This window comes from Streptomyces sp. NPDC048825 (assembly GCF_043198355.1).
GTDB classification, from domain to species: domain Bacteria; phylum Actinomycetota; class Actinomycetes; order Streptomycetales; family Streptomycetaceae; genus Streptomyces; species Streptomyces xiangluensis.
The window spans coordinates 239,952-259,480 of sequence record NZ_JBICUR010000010.1; the positions used below are offsets into that span (position 1 = coordinate 239,952).

At 69.4% G+C, this 19,529-nt stretch carries 19 protein-coding genes; 13 read left to right on the forward strand and 6 right to left on the reverse strand.

The window, feature by feature from the left end:
- Positions 1–3 precede the first annotated feature (3 nt).
- Positions 4–1,230: an acyl-CoA dehydrogenase family protein gene (locus tag ACGFNK_RS24610; protein ID WP_393419216.1), complete on the reverse strand. Its 1,227-nt coding sequence runs from the start codon at positions 1,228–1,230 to the stop codon at positions 4–6.
- A gap of 170 nt (positions 1,231–1,400) precedes the next feature.
- Here ACGFNK_RS24610 and ACGFNK_RS24615 point away from each other — a divergent pair, with 170 nt between their 5' ends.
- On the forward strand, positions 1,401–2,045 hold the full coding sequence (locus ACGFNK_RS24615) for a TetR family transcriptional regulator (protein WP_393419218.1): 645 nt from the start codon (positions 1,401–1,403) through the stop codon (positions 2,043–2,045).
- A gap of 159 nt (positions 2,046–2,204) precedes the next feature.
- Here the strand turns inward: ACGFNK_RS24615 and def are convergent, their stop codons facing one another.
- Positions 2,205–2,744: a peptide deformylase gene (gene def, locus ACGFNK_RS24620; protein WP_393419220.1), complete on the reverse strand. Its 540-nt coding sequence runs from the start codon at positions 2,742–2,744 to the stop codon at positions 2,205–2,207.
- Positions 2,745–2,891: 147 nt separating this feature from the next.
- On the opposite strand from def, the gene ACGFNK_RS24625 reads away from it, so the two are divergent.
- The 7 genes from ACGFNK_RS24625 to ACGFNK_RS24655 all read left to right on the forward strand — a co-directional run bounded on the left by ACGFNK_RS24625 (position 2,892) and on the right by ACGFNK_RS24655 (position 10,663).
- Positions 2,892–4,130, forward strand: coding sequence for a MurT ligase domain-containing protein (locus ACGFNK_RS24625; RefSeq protein WP_393419222.1), 1,239 nt, complete (start codon positions 2,892–2,894; stop codon positions 4,128–4,130).
- Between the two features lie 19 nt (positions 4,131–4,149).
- A complete protein-coding gene (locus ACGFNK_RS24630) occupies positions 4,150–4,878 on the forward strand; it encodes a glutamine amidotransferase (protein WP_328773167.1) in 729 nt (242 codons plus the stop codon).
- A gap of 216 nt (positions 4,879–5,094) precedes the next feature.
- Positions 5,095–6,120, forward strand: coding sequence for a 6-phosphofructokinase (locus ACGFNK_RS24635; RefSeq protein ID WP_393419224.1), 1,026 nt, complete (start codon positions 5,095–5,097; stop codon positions 6,118–6,120).
- A 179-nt stretch (positions 6,121–6,299) separates the two neighbouring features.
- Entirely contained in the window at positions 6,300–7,253 is a 954-nt protein-coding gene (locus tag ACGFNK_RS24640) for a cytochrome c oxidase assembly protein (protein WP_393419226.1), read from the forward strand.
- Positions 7,254–7,497: 244 nt separating this feature from the next.
- Positions 7,498–8,595: a DUF6777 domain-containing protein gene (locus tag ACGFNK_RS24645; protein ID WP_393419228.1), complete on the forward strand. Its 1,098-nt coding sequence runs from the start codon at positions 7,498–7,500 to the stop codon at positions 8,593–8,595.
- Positions 8,596–8,619: 24 nt separating this feature from the next.
- Positions 8,620–10,491, forward strand: coding sequence for a protein kinase (locus ACGFNK_RS24650; protein ID WP_393419230.1), 1,872 nt, complete (start codon positions 8,620–8,622; stop codon positions 10,489–10,491).
- A 13-nt stretch (positions 10,492–10,504) separates the two neighbouring features.
- Positions 10,505–10,663, forward strand: coding sequence for a hypothetical protein (locus ACGFNK_RS24655; RefSeq protein ID WP_033325007.1), 159 nt, complete (start codon positions 10,505–10,507; stop codon positions 10,661–10,663).
- A 74-nt stretch (positions 10,664–10,737) separates the two neighbouring features.
- Here the strand turns inward: ACGFNK_RS24655 and ACGFNK_RS24660 are convergent, their stop codons facing one another.
- The 4 genes from ACGFNK_RS24660 to ACGFNK_RS24675 are packed head-to-tail and all read right to left on the reverse strand — an operon-like array spanning position 10,738 to position 14,869.
- Positions 10,738–11,928 carry a sensor histidine kinase gene (locus tag ACGFNK_RS24660; protein WP_393419232.1) on the reverse strand — a complete coding sequence of 397 codons (1,191 nt, stop codon included), beginning with the start codon at positions 11,926–11,928 and terminating at the stop codon, positions 10,738–10,740.
- 31 nt (positions 11,929–11,959) lie between these two features.
- Positions 11,960–13,702, reverse strand: coding sequence for a cation acetate symporter (locus tag ACGFNK_RS24665; protein WP_393419234.1), 1,743 nt, complete (start codon positions 13,700–13,702; stop codon positions 11,960–11,962).
- A gap of 45 nt (positions 13,703–13,747) precedes the next feature.
- Positions 13,748–14,104 (reverse strand): hypothetical protein, encoded by a 357-nt coding sequence (locus ACGFNK_RS24670; protein WP_386343283.1) that lies wholly within the window; start codon positions 14,102–14,104, stop codon positions 13,748–13,750.
- A 9-nt stretch (positions 14,105–14,113) separates the two neighbouring features.
- Positions 14,114–14,869 carry a LytR/AlgR family response regulator transcription factor gene (locus ACGFNK_RS24675; RefSeq protein WP_393419236.1) on the reverse strand — a complete coding sequence of 252 codons (756 nt, stop codon included), beginning with the start codon at positions 14,867–14,869 and terminating at the stop codon, positions 14,114–14,116.
- A gap of 113 nt (positions 14,870–14,982) precedes the next feature.
- Here ACGFNK_RS24675 and ACGFNK_RS24680 point away from each other — a divergent pair, with 113 nt between their 5' ends.
- The 5 genes from ACGFNK_RS24680 (at position 14,983) to ACGFNK_RS24700 (ending at position 19,494) form a co-directional block, all read left to right on the forward strand.
- Positions 14,983–15,477: an Lrp/AsnC family transcriptional regulator gene (locus tag ACGFNK_RS24680; RefSeq protein WP_393419238.1), complete on the forward strand. Its 495-nt coding sequence runs from the start codon at positions 14,983–14,985 to the stop codon at positions 15,475–15,477.
- Positions 15,478–15,640: 163 nt separating this feature from the next.
- Positions 15,641–16,471, forward strand: coding sequence for a dimethylargininase (ddaH, locus tag ACGFNK_RS24685; RefSeq protein ID WP_393419240.1), 831 nt, complete (start codon positions 15,641–15,643; stop codon positions 16,469–16,471).
- The gene (rocD, locus tag ACGFNK_RS24690; RefSeq protein ID WP_393419241.1) at positions 16,468–17,694 is read left to right on the forward strand and encodes an ornithine--oxo-acid transaminase; all 1,227 of its coding nucleotides are present in this window, start codon (positions 16,468–16,470) and stop codon (positions 17,692–17,694) included. Before ddaH ends, rocD begins: the two co-directional genes overlap by 4 nt.
- A 129-nt stretch (positions 17,695–17,823) precedes the next feature.
- Positions 17,824–18,648, forward strand: a complete 825-nt coding sequence (locus ACGFNK_RS24695) for an SAM-dependent methyltransferase (RefSeq protein WP_393419243.1) — start codon at positions 17,824–17,826, stop codon at positions 18,646–18,648.
- A gap of 117 nt (positions 18,649–18,765) precedes the next feature.
- Positions 18,766–19,494 carry a lysophospholipid acyltransferase family protein gene (locus ACGFNK_RS24700; protein WP_386343288.1) on the forward strand — a complete coding sequence of 243 codons (729 nt, stop codon included), beginning with the start codon at positions 18,766–18,768 and terminating at the stop codon, positions 19,492–19,494.
- The last annotated feature ends 35 nt before the right edge of the window (positions 19,495–19,529 follow it).

Consider the following 19,529-nt stretch of genomic DNA (forward strand, 5'->3'; position numbering starts at 1 on the left):
CCGTCAGCGGATCGGCATACCCGCGAGGGTTCGGGCGATCACCAGACGCTGGATCTCGCTTGTGCCCTCAAAGATGGTGTAAATCGCTGCGTCCCTATGCATGCGCTCGACCGGGTACTCGCGCGTGTATCCGTTTCCGCCGAGGATCTGGATCGCCTCCGCCGTCACCTTCTTCGCCGTCTCACTCGCGAACAGCTTCGACATGGAACCCTCAGCCGCGGTGAACGGCTTCCCGTTGACCGCCATCCAGGAGGCACGCCACACCAGCAGCCGGGCCGCATCGATCGACGTACGCATGTCAGCGAGCTGGAAGGCGACACCCTGGTTGTCGATGATCGGCCGGCCGAACTGCTCGCGTGTCTTGGCGTAGTCGAGGGCGACCTCGTACGCGGCCCGGGCCGTGCCCACGGCCATGGCGCCCACTGCCGGGCGCGAGGCCTCGAACGTCGCCATAGCGGCGTTCTTCACGCGCTCGCCCCCTGCCTTCGCCCTCTCACGGGCACGCGCCAGGCGCTCGTCCAGCTTCTCCTTGCCGCCGAGCAGGCAGGAGCCGGGGACGCGGACGTCCTCCAGGACGACCTCGGCGGTGTGCGAGGCACGGATGCCGTGCTTCTTGAACTTCTGACCCTGGGACAGGCCGGGCGTGTTCGGCGGGATGATGAAGGACGCGTGGCCCTTGGAGCCGAGCTCCGCGTCGACGACGGCGACCACGACGTGGACGTTGGCGATGCCGCCATTCGTCGCCCACGTCTTCGTGCCGTTGAGGACCCACTCGTCCTTGGCCTCGTCGTAGACGGCACGGGTGCGCATGGAGGCCACGTCGGAGCCGGCGTCGGGCTCGGAGGAACAGAAGGCCGCGACCTTGACGTCGCCCGCGTCGCCGTACATCTGGGGGATCCAGGTGCCGATCTGCTCCTCGGTGCCGTTGGCGAGGACGCCCACGGCGGCGAGGCCGGTGCCGACGATGGAGAGGGCGATGCCCGCGTCACCCCAGAACAGCTCCTCCATGGCCATGGGGATGCCGAGGCCGGTGGGGTCGAAGTACTGCTGGGCGTAGAAGTCCAGGGAGTAGATGCCGACTTTCGCGGCCTCCTGGATGACCGGCCAGGGAGTCTCTTCGCGCTCGTCCCATTCGGCTGCCGCGGGACGGATCACGTCGGCGGCGAAGCCGTGGAGCCAGTCCTGGACCTCCTTCTGTTCGTCGTTGAGCTCCATGGTGAACTCGGCCATGTCCCCTCCAGCTACAGCACTCACATGTTACTTGCGGTAACAGTAGCCTGTTACCCGTCAGTAGGAAAAGTCAACTCCCGGTTCCCCTCCGGCAGCCCGTTCGATGCAGAATCCCAGCAGGGTGTTACGTTGCGCAGGCGTCACCGAACCAGTACGGGTGGGGAGAGCTCATGGACACCACACAGCGGACCGAGCACCAGCGGTCCGCCGACCGCCGCCGGCGCGAGCTGCTGGAGGCCGCCGACCGGGTGGTGCTCCGCGACGGCCCCGGCGCCTCGATGAACGCCATCGCCGCCGAGGCCGGTATCACCAAGCCCATTCTGTACCGGCACTTCGGTGACAAGGGGGGACTGTACGCGGCTCTCGCCAAGCGCCACACGGACGCCCTGCTCGAAGCGCTGCGGGCCGCGCTGGACGCACCGGCCGAGCGCCGCGAGCGGGTCGAGGCCACGCTCGACACCTACCTCGCGGCCATCGAAGCACGTCCGCAGGTGTACCGCTTCCTGATGCACCCGTCAGAGGGCGGCCCACAGAGCGACCAGGGCTTCGACGTCGGCCTGCACTCCGCTCCCCTGCTGCGCCGTATGGGCGAGGAACTCGGCAAGGTCATCGAGGAACGGGTCGACCTCGGCCCGAACAGCGAACAGCTCGCCCGAGTCTGGGGCCACGGCATCGTCGGCATGATGCACGCGGCGGGCGACTGGTGGCTGGGCGAACGCCCGTGCTCACGCGCGGAGTTGGTACGCAGTTTGGCTGACCTGCTGTGGGGACGTCTGGCAGCGGCGGGCGACAAGGTGGGTGGCCCCAGCTTCTGACTCCGGTGAGCTGAAGCGCCCCGTGAGGGGCCGCGGGGCTGTATCAATGTGCGGCTCCGCCGCGATGGGGGTCCCCCCGCTCGAGCGAAGCCGAGAGTGGGGGAGCGACCCGCCACAGAGAACTGGCAGACCGCATCCGAGACCGCACCCCAACGCCGCTCACCGGCTCCAGGAAGCCCGCGCGGCGGCCCGCAGAACCCGCCGCCTGCGCCACCCCTTGACGCGTTCGGTGTAGACACCCCCGTCAAGGTGGTCGCACTCATGCTGAAGGCACCGGGCGAAGAACCCGGTGCCATGAACCCGCACCAACTCACCGTCCAGCGTGCGACCTTCGACGATCGCGTGGTCGTACCGCTCCGTCCCCGCCTCAAGCCCCGGCAACGACAAACACCCCTCGGGCCCGCGCAGCACAAGCCCGTCCGCCTCGACCAGACGCGGGTTCACCAGGTGACCCACATGCCGCCGCTCCTCGTCGTCAGGGCAGTCGTACACAAAGACCCGCAACGACTGACCGACCTGGTTCGCGGCGAGCCCAACCCCCTGAGCCGCGTACATCGTCGCGAACATGTCCTCGACCAGACGCGCCAGTTGAGGGCCGAAGTCGGTGACTTCCTCGCACGGTGTGTGCAACACGGGGTCGCCAAGGAGGGACAGCGTGAGAACGCGCCCCTGGGCGCCCGGGATCGAGCTGTGTCGCATGGCCGCAAGGGTACGGTCCTCAATGTCGCGCGGGCGCCGGGGTGGTGCCGCGAATCGGGCCGGTCGTGGATCTCGATAGGCTGAGGGCCACACGTTGCCGGGAGCAGGGCAGGGCGCGGCGTCGTACGCAAGGAGGATCGAGAACTGATGGCAGGCAACTCGGACCCGCTGTCACCGCGGGCCAAGCTGGCCGTGACGGCGGGCAAGGCGGTCGCGGCGGCTTCGCGTGCCGCGGGCCGCGGCAGCGGATCGGTGATCGGCGGCCGGGTGGCGCTCAAACTCGACCCCGACCTGCTGGCCCGGCTCGCCCAGCACCTGGACGTCATCCTGGTGTCGGCCACCAACGGCAAGACGACCACCACGCGGCTGATCGCGGAGGCGCTGCGTGCCGCGGGTCCCGTCGTCTCGAACGCCCTGGGCGCGAACATGCCCGCCGGCATCACCTCCGCGCTGGCCGGCGGCTCGGACGCGCGGTACGCGGTCATCGAGGTCGACGAGAAATACCTCGCCGGTGTGGCACGTGACACCGCCCCGAAGGCCATCGCGCTCCTCAACCTCTCCCGCGACCAGCTCGACCGCGCCGCCGAGACCCGCATGCTCGCCGAGCACTGGCGTGAGGGCCTGGCCGGGTCGAAGTCCGTCGTGATCGCCAACGCGGACGACCCGCTGGTCGTATGGGCAGCCTCCTCCTCGCCGAACGTCGTATGGGTGGCCGCCGGGCAGATGTGGAAGGACGACGCCTGGTCCTGCCCGTCCTGCGGCGGTGTGATGCAGCGGCCGGGTGACGACTGGTTCTGCAGCGAGTGCGGTTTCCGCCGTCCGACGCCCAGTTGGGCGCTGAACGGCGACCATGTACTGGACCCGCACGGTTCCGCCTGGCCGATCCACCTCCAGCTGCCGGGCCGCGCCAACAAGGCCAACGCCGCCTCGTCGGCCGCCGTCGCCGCGGTCTTCGGTGTGCCGCCGCAGGTCGCCCTGGAACGCATGTACCAGGTCCAGGCGGTGGCCGGACGGTACGACGTCGTGCAGTTCATGCAGCGTGACCTGCGCCTGCTGCTCGCCAAGAACCCCGCGGGCTGGCTGGAGACGTTCTCACTGATCGACCCGCCGCCGACGCCGGTCATCCTGTCCGTGAACGCGCGCGGGGCCGACGGCACCGACACCTCCTGGCTGTGGGACGTCGACTACACGCGGCTGAGCGGGCACCCGATCTTTGTCATCGGCGACCGGAAGCTGGACCTCGCGGTGCGTCTGGAGGTCGCGAACCAGACCTTCCAGGTCTGCGAGAACCTCGACCAGGCCGTGCAGATCGCACCACCGGGGCGGATCGAGGTCATCGCGAACTACACCGCGTTCCAGGACCTGCGCCGCCGTGTCGGCAACTGACCACAGAGGACGATCATCGATGAGTGACAACAGCCTGCGTCTGGTGTGGATCTACCCGGACCTGCTGAGCACGTACGGCGACCAGGGCAACGCCCTCGTGGTGGAGCGCCGGGCCCGGCAGCGCGGCCTGGACGTGGCCCGGCTCGACGTACGCAGCGACCAGCCGATCCCCACCTCCGGCGACATCTACCTGATCGGCGGCGGCGAGGACCGGCCGCAGCGGCTCGCTGCCGAGCGGCTGCGCCGTGACGGGGGTCTGCACCGCGCGGTCGGCAACGGCGCGATCGTCTTCTCCGTGTGCGCCGGCTACCAGATCCTCGGCCACGAGTTCATCAACGACCTCGGTCAGCGCGAGCCGGGCCTCGGCCTGCTCGACGTGGTCTCCACGCGCGGCGAGGGCGAACGCTGTGTCGGGGACGTACTCGGGGACATCGACCCGCCCCTCGGCCTGCCGCAGCTCACGGGCTTCGAGAACCACCAGGGCATCACCCACCTCGGCCCCACCGCGCGCCCCTTCGCCCAGGTCCGCCTCGGCAAGGGCAACGGCACAGGAGACGGCACGGAAGGCGCGTACAACGACACGGTCTTCGGGACCTACATGCACGGGCCGGTGCTCGCCCGCAACCCGCTGATCGCGGACCTGCTGCTCAAGCTCGCGCTCGACGTCAACGCCCTGCCGCCGATCGACGACCGGTGGTACGAGGCGCTGCGCGCCGAGCGCATCGCGGCCGCTCAGCAACCTGCCTGAGAGGCCCTGATACGCGGAGACACAGCTCACAGCCCGCCCGGGACAGCCCGAGACATGGAGCACAGCCCTTCTGGCGGCCCGCCCGCTCACCTGTGCGGGGGCGTCCAGCAGGCGGACGCACGATGCGGAACCGCCCCCTGCCGCCGGTAGGCTGGCCGGGTCCAACCGGACAGCGCGGTCCGGTACCCGGCCCACGTTGAGAAGGTATTTCGGGCTATGCGCATTGGTGTCCTCACGTCCGGCGGCGACTGCCCCGGCCTGAACGCCGTCATCCGGTCCGTCGTGCACCGCGCCGTCGTCGACCACGGCGACGAGGTCATCGGCTTCCGGGACGGCTGGAAAGGCCTTCTGGAGTGCGACTACCTCAAGCTCGACCTCGACGCGGTGAGCGGAATCCTGGCTCGCGGCGGCACCATCCTCGGCTCCTCCCGCGTACGTCCCGAGCAGCTCAGGGACGGCGTGGAGCGGGCCAAGGGGTATGTCGAGGAACTCGGGCTCGACGCGATCATCCCGATCGGCGGGGAGGGCACGCTCAAAGCGGCGCGCCTCCTGTCGGACGGCGGCCTGCCGATCGTCGGCGTGCCGAAGACCATCGACAATGACATCGCGGTGACGGACGTCACCTTCGGCTTCGACACGGCCGTGGGCGTGGCGACCGAGGCCCTCGACCGCCTCAAGACCACCGCCGAGTCCCATCAGCGCGTGCTGATCGTGGAGGTCATGGGCCGCCACACCGGCTGGATCGCGCTGCACTCGGGCATGGCGGCCGGCGCGCACGCGATCGTCGTGCCGGAACGCCCCTTCGACGTCGAGGAGCTGGCGGCCAAGGTCGGCGAGCGCTTCTCTGCGGGCAAGAAGTTCGCCATCGTGGTGGCCGCGGAGGGCGCGAAGCCTCGCGAGGGCACCATGGAGTTCGACGAGGGCGCCAAGGACATCTACGGACACGAGCGGTTCGCGGGCATCGCCCGCCAGCTCTCGCTCGAGCTGGAGCACCGGCTCGGCAAGGAGGCCCGTCCGGTGATCCTCGGGCACGTCCAGCGTGGCGGCACCCCGACCGCGTACGACCGCGTCCTCGCGACCCGTTTCGGGTGGCACGCGGTGGAGGCCGTGCATCGTGGCGAGTTCGGCAGGATGACGGCGCTGCGCGGTACCGAGATCGAAATGGTGTCGCTCGCGGAGGCGGTCGAGACACTGAAGACGGTTCCGGATGAGCGGTACGCGGAAGCGGAGTGCGTGCTTTAGCCGGGGCAGTGCCTTAACACTTTCGGTCTGACTGGTCGCGCCCGCGCGGCGGAGCCGCATATCGACACAGCCCCGCGCCCCTGAAGGGGCGCCCCCCCCGGTCACCGCCGGCTCCGGAGGCGGTTCTAGTCTGGGTGCGGACAGACGGCGCACAACCAGTACGAATCAGGAGCCGGCGGATGGATCACAGCGGGCACGGCATGGTCATGGATCTGCCGCCGTTCACGCTGGGGCGAGGGCTCGCGTGGTCCGCGGACCCGTTCTTCCTCGTCGCCTGCCTGGTGGGGCTCGCCCTGTACGGGTGGGGCGTCGTGCGGCTGGTGCGGCGCGGTGACAAGTGGCCGGTCGGGCGGACCGTGGCGTTCGTCGCCGGCGTACTGACCGTCGTGCTCGTGATGTGCACCGGGCTCAATGACTACGGCATGGTCATGTTCAGCGTGCACATGGTGCAGCACATGGTGATCAGCATGCTTTCGCCGATCCTGATCCTGCTCGGCGCGCCGATCACGCTGGCGCTGCGTGCCCTGCCGGTGGCTTCCCGCCGGGGCCGCAAGGGGCCGCGTGAGCTGCTGCTGGCGCTGCTGCACAGCCGGTTCATGCGGCTGATCTCGCACCCTGCGTTCACGATCCCGCTGTTCATCGCGAGCCTGTACGCGCTGTACTTCACTCCCCTCTTCGACTTCCTGATGGGTTCGAAGACGGGCCACACCGTGATGATGTGCCACTTCCTCGCTGTCGGCCTCGCCTTCTTCTGGCCGATCATGGGCGTGGATCCCGGTCCGCACCGGCCCGGCTATCTGATTCGGATGCTGGAGCTGTTCGCGGGCATGCCGTTCCACGCGTTCTTCGGCATCGCACTGATGATGGCGTCCGGGCCGATGGTCGAGACGTACAAGAACCCTCCCGCGTCGCTGGGCATCGACGCGCTCTCGGACCAGAACGCGGCGGGCGGCATCGCCTGGGCGTTCAGCGAGATCCCGTCCGTACTCGTGCTGCTCGCGCTGCTCTTCCAGTGGTACCGCTCCGAACAACGGCAGGCCCGGCGCAAGGACAGGGCCGCGGACCGCGACGGGGACAAGGAGCTGGAGGCGTACAACGCCTATCTGGCCTCGTTGAACGCGCGCACCCGCTGAGAATCAATTCCCACTCAAGGCCACTGAGAATCTCTGGCCCCTCTTGGCACTTCCAGGACTTAATGCCTCTTCCAATTAATCTTGACTGAAAGGCTTTTCCATTCAGTAGCATGGCGCGCAAGCCCTGCTTTCGCTGTGCAGGGTGACGGGGGAACCGCCGGGGGGAGCGGTAATGACATTTCGCGTGCCCATGTACAGGGGCTTTCAATCTTCGGTCCGCGGGACCGCATTTCTGCTGGTCGCTTTGCTGATCCTCAGCGGCTGCACTCAATCCGACCGCCTGACCGTCGTGAAGGCCGTCGCCGCCGGCGTTCCCGCTCTCGATCCCTTCTTCGACGAGAAGAGTGGGCTCGGTGTGGATGCCGAGGTACGTGGGGAGCGGCCTCGTGGCGGCTTGCAGCAAGGCAACACACCTGGGCTGTACGGCGGTTCGCGTAAGCAGGGCGCCTGTGACGTCGACCGGCTCAAGGAATTCCTCAACGATCCCAAGAACCGCCAGAAGGCGCGGGAATGGGCACGGGTTGTCGAAATTTCTCCGGATGCGATCGATGAGTACGTCGATCGACTCACACCGGTCCTCCTCCGTCACGACACTCTCGTACAGAACCATGACTACAAGAAGGGCAGGGCCGTTGCCTACGACGCCTTGCTGGAGGCGGGAATCGCGGTTCTCGTGAACGATCAGGGATTGCCCGCCGTGAAGTGCTCCTGCGGTAATCCGCTGCGCACATTCCAGGGGGACACCGACAAGATCTCGGTGCGGTTCGAGGACGGCAACAAGAAGTGGCCGAGTTTCCGCGAGGAGTCGGTGGTGTCGGTCGAACCGTCGCCCACGAAGCTCGACCGGCTTGCTCTCGTGGACGTGGACGACACGGACAAGGGTCTCGACCGGCCCGTGGGCACCGACGGCTCGGAGGACCGGACGTTCGGCGCAGGCGACGAGGCCACCGAGGAGCCGGGCACTTCCCCGGACCCGGGTTCGACCTCGCCCACCGAGACGTCGACCGACACCGCGACTCCGAGCGATCCGACGGAGACCGATCCGGCGGAGACCGAACCGGTGGAGCCCCCGACGTCGCCCGCCGACAGGCGGCTCACTGACACGCCGTCCCCACCGACGCCGACCGGCACGAAGCCCGCCGAGCCCTCGACGCCGACGTCGACGGACAGCACAAGTCCGCCGAGCGACGATCCGTCTCGTACGAGCTCATCACCGCCGACGAGCGATCCGGTTACCAGCGAGCCCGTCACCAGCGCACCTGTGACCAGCAGCGCACCCGTCACGAGCGAGCCGGCGACCGACGCCCCGGTGAGCGGCGACCCCGCCCCGAGCGCGGTCTGACCCACGGCACCCAGGAGGGACCGGATGGCACCAGGAACTTCGCAGTCGGGAGTGGGCCGGGTCATCGCGGGCCGGTATCTGCTCCTGAACCGGCTCGGTACCGGCGGCATGGGACACGTCTGGCTCGCCCATGACCAGCATCTCGCCTGCGAGGTCGCGCTCAAGGAGATCGTGTTCCGCAACCCGGCCGAGGCCGGCCGGCAGCGGGCGGCCCGGGTGGCGCGTGCCCGCGCGGAGGCCCGGCACGCGGCGGGGCTGCGGGGCCATCCGCACGTGGTGACCGTGCACGACGTGCTGGAGCACGAGGGCCTGCCGTGGATCGTGATGGAGTACGTCGCGGGCGCCCTCGACCTGCGCGACCTCGTCACGCAGCGGGGCCCGACGGCGCCCGCCGAGTGCGCCCGGATCGGCCTCGCCGTGCTGGACGCGCTGACCGCGGGGCATGAGCGGGGCGTCATGCACCGCGATGTGAAGCCCGCGAACATCCTGCTGGCGCCGGACCGTTCGGGTTCGCCGTACGCACGTGTCCTGCTCACGGACTACGGCATCTCTGTGCAGCCGGACTCCGCGGAGCCGCGCTGGACGATGACGTCCATGCTCGTGGGCACGGCCGGGTATCTGGCGCCCGAGCGGGCCCAGGGCGGGCCGCCGACCGCTGCCGCCGACCTGTTCTCGCTGGGCTGCACGCTCTACTACGCGGTCGAGGGCTGCGGCCCCTTCGACCGCGACACCGACCTGGCCGCGCTCACCGCGGCCGTCCTGGAGGAGGCCCGCCCGCCACTGCGCGCGGGCGCGCTGGAACCGCTCCTGGCGGCCTTGCTCACCAAGGACCCGGTCCACCGCGTGACGGCCGAGGAGACGCAGGCCGCGCTGTCCGCGATCGTCATGCCGCAGTCCCCGCAGCGCACCCATGCCGATCCGGGATCGCAGCCGCAGTGGGCGCACGCCGAGACGGAGGCGTCAGCCAGGCCGGTGCCTGTGTCGGGGCCCGGGTTCGGGCCACCGCAGTCACCGCTGCCACCCGTCTCGCCGATGTCGCCCATGTCGCCGACGTACGGACCGCCGCCCGGAAGGCGGCGTCGCAAGCGCTCGAACGTCCTCCAGTCCGTGATCGCGGGCCTCCTCGGTGTGGGCCTGGCGCTCGGCGGGGTCTGGTACGCGATGGGCCGGCAGGCGGACGAGGGCGGCAGTGCGCAGCCGTACGGAGCGACCATCGGGCTCGCCGAGCCGCTCAAGGACGGCGACTGTGTCATCGCCGACTGGTCCGAGAGGCGTTTCGAGGGCACTCCACGGCTCAAGCTCGAGGACTGCCTCAAAGGGTCACCGGACGGCCAGGTCATGGCGGTGGTCGAGGCCGGATCCGTCGAGGAGGCGCGGACAAACGGGCCCGCCCGGTGCGAGGAGCGCACAGAGAAGACCCGTAAGAAGCTCGCGGACGTACGCGGCTACGTCGTGCTGCCGACCGAAGCGGGCTTCGAGGCCGCCGGCCGGCGCACCGTCTGTCTGCTGCTCGGGGCGAACGGAGGGGTGTACGGGCCGCTCGGGGACCACCGGGAGGCGGGGCTGGCGTTCATCGATACGGCCAATATGCACAAGCAGGACTGCCTGGACGAACGGTCCGACCGGGACGCCCGGCTGGCCTCCTGCGACGAGCCGCACGACCAGCGGGTACTCGGTTTCACCCGGCTCGGCCCCGACACCACGCTGGAAGAGGCCAAGCGGGAGTCCGTGGAGGCGTGTGCGGCGGATGTGCCGCCGATCCAGTACGGCTACGACCCGAGCCGCTATGAAGCGGCGGCCTGGGCCGGGGAGAGCGGCTGGAAAACAGGCACACATTTCGTCGTATGCACTGTGAAAAGGCAGGACGGGGGCACCATGGAGAAGGACGAACCATAAGGAGGGTGTTGCGATGCCCGGTTCCACGAAGACCATGGGGGTGCTCACCGTCGGCGGCCTGGTAGTGGTCACGGCCTACACGGTGGCGCTCGGCAGCAACGGCTGGCTGTGGTTCGGCTGGGTCGTGCTCGGCCTGATCACGCTGGCGATGGTGGCCTCACGCAGCACCTGATGCGCTCCGCGACGCCTCCCCGGACGACCGTCTCCGACTGGTCCGGGGAGGCTCTCGTTCGCGGGAGAAGCGCCCTAGTGCACGCCAGGCTGGTATTTGGGCAGCCTGGCGGTGATTTTCATGCCGGCGCCGAGGGCGGTCTCGATGACGAGGCCGTAGTCGTCTCCGTAGACCTGGCGCAGCCGGTCGTCGACGTTCGACAGACCGATGCCGCCCGAGGGGCTGGTCTCGCCTGCCAGGATGCGGCGCAGCCAGTCCGGGTCCATGCCGGGGCCGTCGTCCTCGATGACGACGAGGGCCTCGGCTCCCGCGTCCTGTGCGGTGATGCTGATGTGGCTCTTGTCGACCTGGCCGGTGCCGCCCTCCAGTCCGTGTTTCACGGCGTTCTCCACGAGGGGTTGCAGACACAGGAAGGGCAGGGTCACCGGGAGTACTTCGGGGGCGATCTGCAGGGTGACCGAGAGGCGGTCCCCGAAGCGGGCCCTGACCAGGGTCAAGTAGTGGTCGATGGCATGGAGTTCGTCGGCGAGCGTGGTGAAGTCGCCATGCCTGCGGAACGAGTAGCGGGTGAAATCGGCGAATTCCAGCAGGAGTTCACGGGCGCGCTCCGGGTCGGTGCGGACGAACGAGGCGATCACGGCAAGCGAGTTGAAGATGAAGTGCGGGGAGATCTGGGCGCGCAGGGCCTTGATCTCCGCCTCGATCAGCCGCGTACGGGACTGGTCGAGGTCGGCGAGTTCCAGCTGGACCGAGACCCAGCGGGCGACCTCGCCGGTGGCCCTGACCAGTACGGCGGACTCGCGGGGTGCGCAGGCGACGAGCGCGCCGTGTACGCGGTCGTCGACGGTGAGCGGGGCGACGACTGCCCAGCGCACCGGGCAGTCCGGTTCGACGCAGTCGAGGCGGAAGGCTTCGCCGCGGCCGTTCTCCAGCGGTCCGGCTAGCCGGTCCATGATCTGCGTTTTGTGGTGCTCGCCCACGCCTTCCCAGGCCAGGACCGTGTCCTGGTCGGTGAGGCAGAGCGCGTCGGTGCCGAGCAGGGTGCGCAGTCGCCGGGCCGACTTGCGGGCCGTCTCCTCGGTGAGGCCCGCCCGCAGTGGGGGTGCGGCGAGCGAGGCGGTGTGCAGGGTCTCGAAGGTGGCGTGCTCGACGGGGGTGCCGAGTCCGCCCAGGCTCCGTGGGCGCGTGGTGCGCCGGCCGAGCCAGAATCCGGCCGCCAGCAGCGGGAGTACGGCCACCAAGAGCCCGGCCAGGAAACCGCTCATGTCTCCACCACCCGGTTCATGACTACCCAGCTCATGCGTCGACTTCCTTCGCGCTCACAGCCGTTCGCACCTGGCCGCCCGACAGCTGCTCCGGCAGATGGAAGCGGGCGAGGATCGCGGCCGTGCCCGCCGGCACCAGCCCGGGTGTGGCCAGCGACACCAGCACCATGGTGAGGAAGCCCAGCGGCACGGACCACAGCGCGGGCCAGGCGAGGAGCGCGTGCAGCGGGCCCGTGCCCGGGAAGCCCGCCATGGTCGCGGCGACCGCGAGCAGCGCCGAGCCGCCGCCGACCAGCATCCCGGCCGCCGCGCCCGGCGGGGTGAGCCGCCGCCACCAGATGCCGAGAACGAGGAGCGGGCAGAACGACGACGCGGACACGGCGAAGGCGAGCCCCACGGCGTCCGCGACGGGCAGTCCGCCCACGACCACGCTGGCCATCAGCGGCACGATCATCGAGAGCACCGTGCCCAGCCGGAAGTGCCGTACGCCGCGAGCCGGGAGCACGTCCTGGGTGAGCACGCCCGCCACCGCCATGGTCAGCCCGGACGCCGTGGACAGGAACGCGGCGAAGGCACCGCCCGCCACCAGTGCGCCCAGCAGGTCTCCACCGAGTCCGCCGATCACCCGGTCGGGCAGCAGCAGTACGGCTGCGTCGGCGTCCCCGGTGAGGGTGAGCTCGGGGGCGTACAGGCGGCCCAGCGCGCCGTAGAGCGGCGGCAGCAGGTAGAAGGCGCCGATCAGGCCGAGTACGACGACCGTGGTGCGGCGGGCGGCGACGCCGTGCGGGCTGGTGTAGAAGCGGACGACCACGTGCGGCAGGCCCATGGTGCCGAGGAAGGTGGCGAGGATCAGTCCATACGTGGCGTAGAGCGGGCGGTCCTCGCGACCCTCGGCGAGCGAGGTGGACATGCCGCCGTTGCTGCCGCGGTCGGCGACGGGGACGTGGTCGCCCTTGGTGAAGCCCAGCTCGGTGCCCCGCTCGATGCGGTGGACGCCCTCGGTGAGCCGTACCTTCTCGTCCTCGTACCGCTCGCCGTCCACGGTGCCCGTCGCCGTGACGTTCAGCGGTGCGGCGAGCTTCAGGTCGAGGCCGCTGTCGACGCGGACGACTCTGTGTTCGCGGAAGGTCGCCGGTTCGTCGAAGGCGTTCCGTGGCGATCCGTCGCCCTGCCAGGCGAGGACGAGGAACAGTGCGGGGACGAGCAGGGCGGTGAGTTTCAGCCAGTACTGGAAGGCCTGTACGAAGGTGATGCTGCGCATGCCGCCGGCGGCGACGGTCGCGACCACGACGACGGCGACGATGATTCCGCCGAGTGACTTGGGGGCCCCGGTCAGCACGTTCAACGTCAGCCCGGCGCCCTGTAGTTGGGGCAGCAGATACAGCCAGCCGACCCCGACGACGAAGGCGCCCGCCAGCCGTCGCACCGACTGTGAGGCGAGCCGTGCCTCCGCGAAGTCGGGCAGCGTGTAGGCGCCGGAGCGGCGCAGCGGGGCTGCCACGAAGAGCAGCAGGACGAGATAGCCCGCCGTGTAGCCGACGGGGTACCACAGCATGTCGGGGCCCTGGACGAGGACGAGGCCCGCTATGCCGAGGAACGAGGCGGCGGACAGGTACTCACCGCTGATGGCCGCCGCGTTCAGCCGGGGTCCGACGGTGCGCGAGGCGACGTAGAAGTCCGAGGTGGTCCGTGAGATGCGCAGGCCGAAGGCGCCGACGAAGACGGTCGCCACGACGACGAGGGCGACCGCGGGAACGGCGTAGTTCTCGTTCACTGTTCAGCGGTCCTCGTTCTGGTTCATGGGCTCGGCATTCGGGGGTCAGCGGTCCTCGACGAGGCGGACGAAGTCCCTCTCGTTGCGGTCGGCCCGGCGTACGTACCAGCGGGCGAGCAGCACCAGCGGCGGGTAGACGCAGAAGCCGAGGACGAGCCATTCGAGGTTCGTACTGTCGTTCATGGAGGTGAACACCAGCGGCAGCGGTCCCACGAGCAGCACGAGTACGCCGAACACCGTGAGCGCGGCGCGCAGCTGGCTGCGGATGAGCGAGCGGACGTAGGTGTGGCCGAGAGTCGTCTGCTCGTCGATCTCTGTGCGGGGGCGGTAGCCGTTCAGCCTGCCGGTGCGGCGGGGCGGCCCCGTGACGACCACGCGGCGATCGGTCGGATCCTGTGCCACTGAAGCCCCCTAGCTCGCTGTCCGGCGCATCAGCAGCTCGCGCAGCTCGCGGGCGTGCCGGCGGCTGACCTGCAGCTCGACGGGGCCGACCAGGACGCTCACGGTGCCGGCGTCCAGCCGGAGCTCGCTGATGTGGCCGAGCGCGACGAGATGGCGCCGGTGGATGCGGACGAAGCCGCGCGAGCGCCAGCGCTCCTCCAGCGTGGACAGCGGGATACGCACCAGATGGCTGCCCTGCGCGGTGTGCAGTCGCGCGTAGTCACCCTGGGCCTCGACATGCGTGATGTCCTCGACGGCCACGAAACGGGTGACCCCGCCCAGCTCGACCGGGATGTGGTCCGGGTCGGGCTCGTGCACGGGGATCAGCGGAGCCGCCTCCTTCAGCTCGGCGGCCCGGCGGACGGCCTCGGCCAGCCGTTCCCTGCGTACCGGCTTCAGGACGTAGTCGACGGCCTTGAGGTCGAAGGCCTGCACCGCGAAGCCCTCGTGGGCGGTGACGAACACGACGAGCGGGGGTTTGGCGAGGCCCGCGAGCAGCCGCGCCATGTCCAGGCCGTCGAGCCCGGGCATCTGGATGTCGAGGAAGATCACGTCGATCGCGTCGTCGCCGGCGGGGCCGCACTCCAAAGCGCGATTGATCCGCCGCAGCGCCTCTGTCGCGTCGCTCGCGCCCTCGACGCTCTTCACGCGTGGGTCGGCCTCCAGCAGATAGAGCAGCTCTTCGAGGGACGGCGGTTCGTCGTCGACGGCGAGGGCGCGCAGCATGAGGCTGGAGTCTAGGAGCAATCCGGACGTCTGCACATGCGCGAGACGGGGCTGTGACCTCTGGGCCTGCGGAGCCGTGAGGTGTGGCCGTCACCGCTGGATACAGTGCGCGCATGAGCCCCAAGTCCGCGCCGTTCGACGAGCTCGACCGCAAGATCGTCACGGCCCTGATGGCGAACGCCCGCACCAGCTTCGCCGTGATCGGCGAGGCGGTCGGCCTGTCGGCCACCGCGGTCAAGCGCCGCGTCGACCGGATGCGCGAGACCGGTGTGGTCACCGGATTCACGGCCACCGTGAAGCCGGACGCGCTCGGCTGGCGTACGGAGGCGTACGTCGAGGTGTACTGCGAGGGCGCGGCCCCGCCGCGGCGGCTGGCGGAGGTGGTGCGCAACCATCCGGAGATCACCGCCGCGATGACGGTGACCGGGGGCGCGGACGCGCTGCTGCATGTACGGGCCCGGGACGTGGACCACTTCGAGGAGGTGCTCGAGCGAATCCGTACGGAGCCGTTCATCCGCAAGACGATCAGTTACATGGTGCTGTCGCATCTGCTCCCGGAGAGCCCGGAGGCGGGCGCGAACCAGCCGGCTCCGCCGCCGGAGGAGTGAGCGACCCGGTTCGCGCACCGATCGTGCGGTGAACCGTCTGAATACGCAGCGTTCCTGCGCCGACGCGCAATTGTCGGTGCTTGTCGCCCCTCTCCCCCACTTCCTACCGTTGACTCACCGCCAGTCATCACCTCGTCACCGCAGGAAGCGGAGGAACCCCTCTGTGCCCAACAGCCGTGTGTCGCGCCCGAAGCACTTTCTGGTCTGCGAACCCAGACACTTCGCCGTGCAGTACGCCATCAACCCATGGATGCATGAGGACACACAGGTCGACGTCGATCTGGCCCGCGGCCAGTGGGCGGAGCTGATCCGCGCCTACCGCGCCCACGGCCACACCGTCGACAGCGTCGAGCCGGTCGCCGGTCTTCCGGACATGGTCTTCGCCGCGAACTCCGCGCTGGTCGTGGAAGGCCGGGTCTTCGGCTCGCTGTTCCACGCGCCGCAGCGGCGGCCGGAGTCGACCGCGTACGAGACCTGGTTCAAGAACGCGGGCTTCGACGTCCAGCACCCCGAGTCGGTGTGCGAGGGCGAGGGCGATCTCGTCCCGGTCGGCCCCTACATCCTGGCCGGCACCGGCTTTCGTACGACGCGGGATGCGCACCGCGAGGTGCAGGAGTTCTTCGGCATCCCGACGATCGGCCTGCAGCTGGTGGACCCGTACCTCTACCACATGGACACCGCGCTGTTCGTCCTCGACGACGGAGGCGACGGCCCCGAGGCGAACATCGCGTACTACCCCGAGGCCTTCTCCCCGGGAAGCCGTGAGGTGCTCGGGCGGCTGTTCCCGGAGGCGGTGATCGCCACGCGTGAGGACGCGATGGCGTTCGGGCTCAACTCCGTCTCGGACGGCCGCCATGTCTTCATCTCGCCCCGCGCCGAGGCGCTCGCGGACCAGCTGAACCGCCACGGCTATGTTCCCGTCCCCGTCGACCTGTCGGAGCTCCACAAGGCCGGCGGCGGCATCAAGTGCTGCACCCAGGAGATCCGTTCATGACCGCTCCCGCGCGTACGCGTACCTCCGCAGACCTGATCCGCGCCGAGGAGCCCGTCCTCGCGCACAACTACCACCCGCTGCCCGTGGTCGTCGCCCGCGCCGAGGGCGTCTGGGTCGAGGACGTCGAGGGCCGCCGCTACCTCGACATGCTGGCCGGCTACTCGGCCCTCAACTTCGGCCACCGCCACCCGGCGCTGATCGAGGCCGCGCACCGCCAGCTCGACCAGCTGACGCTCACCTCGCGCGCCTTCCACAACGACAAGCTCGCCGAATTCGCCGAGTCCCTGGCCGAGTTGACCGGCCTGGACATGGTGCTGCCGATGAACACGGGCGCCGAGGCCGTGGAGAGCGGCATCAAGGTCGCCCGCAAATGGGCGTACGAGGTGAAGGGCGTCCCCGCCGACCAGGCGACCATCGTGGTGGCCGCCGACAACTTCCACGGTCGTACGACCACCATCGTCAGCTTCTCCACCGACGAGAGCGCCCGCGCGGGCTTCGGGCCGTTCACGCCCGGCTTCCGCATCGTCCCGTACAACGATCTCGCCGCGCTCGAGGCGGCGGTCGACGAGACGACGGCGGCTGTCCTCCTCGAGCCGATCCAGGGCGAGGCGGGCGTGGTCGTCCCGGACGACGGCTACCTCACCGGCGTACGCGAACTGACCCGGCGGGCCGGGTGCCTGTTCATCGCGGACGAGATCCAGTCGGGCCTCGGCCGTACGGGCCGCACGCTGGCCGTCGAGCACGAGGCGGTCGTCCCGGACATGGTGCTGCTCGGCAAGGCGCTCGGCGGCGGCATCGTCCCCGTCTCCGCGGTCGTCGCGCGCCGCGACGTGCTCGGCGTGCTGCGGCCCGGCGAGCACGGCTCGACGTTCGGCGGCAATCCGCTGGCCGCGGCGGTGGGTTCCGCGGTCGTCGAGCTGCTGGGGACCGGTGATTTCCAGCTCAGGGCCGCCGAGTTGGGTGTGACCCTGCGCGAGGGGCTGGCCGCTCTCGAGGGCAGGGGCGTACGCGGTTTCCGTGCGCGTGGTCTGTGGGCGGGCGTCGACGTCGACCCCGCCATCGGCACCGGCCGCGAGATCAGCGAACGCCTCATGCGCGAGGGAATCCTCGTCAAGGACACCCACGGCTCGACGATCCGGCTGGCACCACCGCTGACCATCACCGACGGGGAACTCCGCTCGGCGCTCGGGACACTGGAGAAGGTTCTGACAGAAGGGGCCTGAGGGCAGAAGGAGCCTGCGCGACGGGGGCCGGAACCAGGAACTGCTTTATCCTTTATGGTGATTGGTTCCGGCCAAGCGGGCTAGATTGTGCACTGTCCCAGTCAGTGATGAGCGAAAAGAGCCACAGGGATGTCCGAACTCTCGACACCAGGCACCCGGGGCACCATGCGGAATCCCAAGCTCAAGACCAATGTGTCGCACTCCGCGCGCATCTGGAACTACTGGCTGGGCGGCAGGGACAACTACCAGATCGATCAACAGGTCGGCGATCACATCCTGTCCTTCGTGCCGGAAATCTCGCGCTCGGCCGTCGCGGACCGGCGGTTCCTGGCGCGCTCTGTGCGGTTTCTCGCCGGTGAGGCGGGAATCCGGCAGTTCCTGGACATCGGCACGGGCCTGCCGATCGTCGACAACACCCACGAGGTGGCCCAACGCGTCGATCCCGGCTGCCGGATCGTCTACGTGGACAACGACCCCATCGTGCTGAGCCACGCCCGCGCCCTGCTCACCAGCACGCCCGAGGGTGCCACCGACTACATCGACGCCGACGTCCACGCCCCCGACTCGATCCTCCAGGGTGCCGCCCGGACGCTGGACTTCAGCCGGCCCGTGGGAATCACGATGCTGGGCATCCTCAATTTCGTCCTGGACAACGATGAGGCCCGCTCCATCGTGCGGCGGCTCATGGACGCCGTGCCCTCCGGCAGCCACCTGGTCGTCTCTCACCCGACCTCGGAGGTCGACGGCCTGGCGATGGCCCAGGCGGTCCACTACTGGAACACGCAGGGATCGGCGCCGATGACACTGCGTACCCGCGAAGAACTCCTGGGACTCTTCGACGGTTTTGATCTCCTCGAGCCGGGCGTCGTCTCCTGCCCCCGCTGGCGGCCCGACTGTCCGCAGGAAGAGATCGTCGATGTGACTCACTTCTGCGGAGTGGCCCGCAAGCCGTAGCGCACCGGTTAACACAGGCCCGCGCCTGCACATACACTGGCGTCTCTCCCGCGTACCTATTGACCTGCTAGAACACGGCGGTTGAGCCGATCCGGCGGAGTGAGGAGCGACGACCCCATGTTCTACTACGTGCTCAAGTACGTGATCCTGGGACCTTTGCTGAGACTGGTCTTCCGTCCCCGGATCGATGGGCTCGAGCATGTACCGGCGACGGGCGCGGCCATTGTCGCCGGTAATCATCTGTCGTTCTCGGACCATTTCCTGATGCCCGCGATCCTCAAGCGGCGGATCACGTTCCTGGCGAAGGCGGAGTACTTCACGGGGCCCGGTATCAAGGGCCGTCTGACGGCCTACTTCTTCCGCAGCGCCGGGCAGATCCCGGTGGACCGCTCCGGCAAGGAAGCAGGTCAGGCAGCCATCCGCGAGGGCCTCGGCGTGCTGCGCAAGGACGAGCTCCTCGGCATCTATCCGGAGGGCACGCGTTCGCACGACGGCCGCCTCTACAAGGGCAAGGTGGGCGTCGCGGTCATGGCCCTCAGGGCCCAGGTCCCCGTCATTCCCTGCGCGATGATCGGCACCTTCGAGGCCCAGCCGCCCGGGAAGAAGATCCCCAACATCCACCCCGTGGTGATCCGCTTCGGCAAGCCCCTCGACTTCTCCCGCTATGCCGGCATGGAGAACGAGAAGGCGATCCTGCGCGCCATCACCGACGAGATCATGTACGCCATCCTCAGCCTCTCCGAGCAGGAGTACGTGGACCGGTACGCGGCCGACGTCAAGGCCGAGGAAGCCGAGCAGAAGGCGGCCGAGAAGGGGCGCAAGTTCCCGCGGATGCCGCTGAGTTGAAGCTGAGTGCATGCGGAGGGGGCGGCCGGATCCCG